The sequence below is a fragment of the Methanobrevibacter sp. genome (assembly GCF_045636185.1).
Taxonomy (GTDB): domain Archaea; phylum Methanobacteriota; class Methanobacteria; order Methanobacteriales; family Methanobacteriaceae; genus Methanocatella.
On sequence record NZ_JAZTXC010000109.1, the window covers coordinates 15,238 to 16,584 of the forward strand.

The 1,347-nt window shown below is 32.6% G+C and carries 2 protein-coding genes; both read left to right on the forward strand.

What is annotated here, in order from left to right; translation table 11 throughout:
* Positions 1–86: 86 nt before the first annotated feature.
* The gene (locus ACKI3Q_RS06180) at positions 87–617 is read left to right on the forward strand and encodes a metallophosphoesterase (protein ID WP_407415305.1); all 531 of its coding nucleotides are present in this window, start codon (positions 87–89) and stop codon (positions 615–617) included.
* A 1-nt stretch (position 618) separates the two neighbouring features.
* Positions 619–1,236: an RlmE family RNA methyltransferase gene (locus ACKI3Q_RS06185; protein WP_407415307.1), complete on the forward strand. Its 618-nt coding sequence runs from the start codon at positions 619–621 to the stop codon at positions 1,234–1,236.
* Positions 1,237–1,347 lie beyond the last annotated feature (111 nt).

Here is a 1,347-nt window from a genome sequence, read left to right on the forward strand (position 1 = left end):
ATATTATTTATGTAATTATAAATTAATAACTGTTTTTATTTAAAATTTAAAAGTGATGATAAACAGAATATATTTGAGGAAAAAATATGCTAATAGGATTAATTTCAGATACACATATTCCAGATAGGGCCAGAATAATTCCCCAAAACGTTTTAGATGCATTTAAAGATGTTGATTTGATTATCCATGCAGGAGATTTAACAACACAATCAGTTATTGATGAATTAGAAGAAATAGCTCCCGTAATGGCCATTCAAGGAAACATGGATAGAGTTGCAGGTCTTGATTTGCCAAAGGCTAGAACAATTGAGGTTGAAGGCATTAAAATAGGAGTAGTCCATGGTGAAGTTTATCCGAGAGGCGATACTCAGCAATTATTATACTTAGCAAAGCAATTGGATGTGAATATTTTAATTTCTGGACATTCACATCAACCAAAAATAGAGCAAATTGAAGATGTTTTGCTTTTAAATCCTGGAAGTCCGATTGTGCCTAGACTTGCAGACAGAACCGTGATGTTGCTTGAAGTTAATGATAAAAATGTTGATGTGGAAATAATTAAAATTGGCGCCCCAGTATGTAGTGCACTTGATTTTACACAATATCCGGAGGATTAAAATGGGCAGTAAATGGCAAATGGAGAGAAAAAGCGATCCATATTACAAAAGAGCAAAAGCAGAAGATTACCGTTCAAGAGCATCTTACAAACTTAAACAATTAGATAAAAAATATAAGATTATAAAACAATCAAATACCGTTGTTGACCTTGGAGCCGCACCCGGAGGATGGTCACAGGTAGCTTTAGAAAGAGTCGGAGAAGAAGGTATAGTGGTTGGTGTTGACCTCAATCATATCAGAGCACTTCCCGAAGAAAATTATTATAGAATAAAAGGAGATTTCACAACACAGGAAGTTCAGGACAAGATTATGCGTGTTATTGGAGGAAAAGCAAAAGTGGTAATGAGTGATGCTTCTCCAGAATTATGCGGTATTAAAAATCTAGATCAATTAAGGTCCATTGATTTGACAAATGCAGTTATTGGAATAGCAGATAATATTCTAGAACATAAAGGCAATTTAGTTATGAAAGTATTTCAAGGCCCAGAATATAAAGCTATGCTGGATGGCCTTAAAAAGAAATTTAGACAAGTTAAAACAACCAAACCTCCATCCTCACGTAAAAAAAGCTCTGAAATGTATGTTGTTGGCTTAGGATATAAACATCGCGTTAAATAAATTTCCTTAAAATATGAAAATACATCATGCCATAATTTCAGTGCAACAAATAATATTATATATAATATAAACCTAATAATATTTGTAAAAAATATATGATAAATTGATACT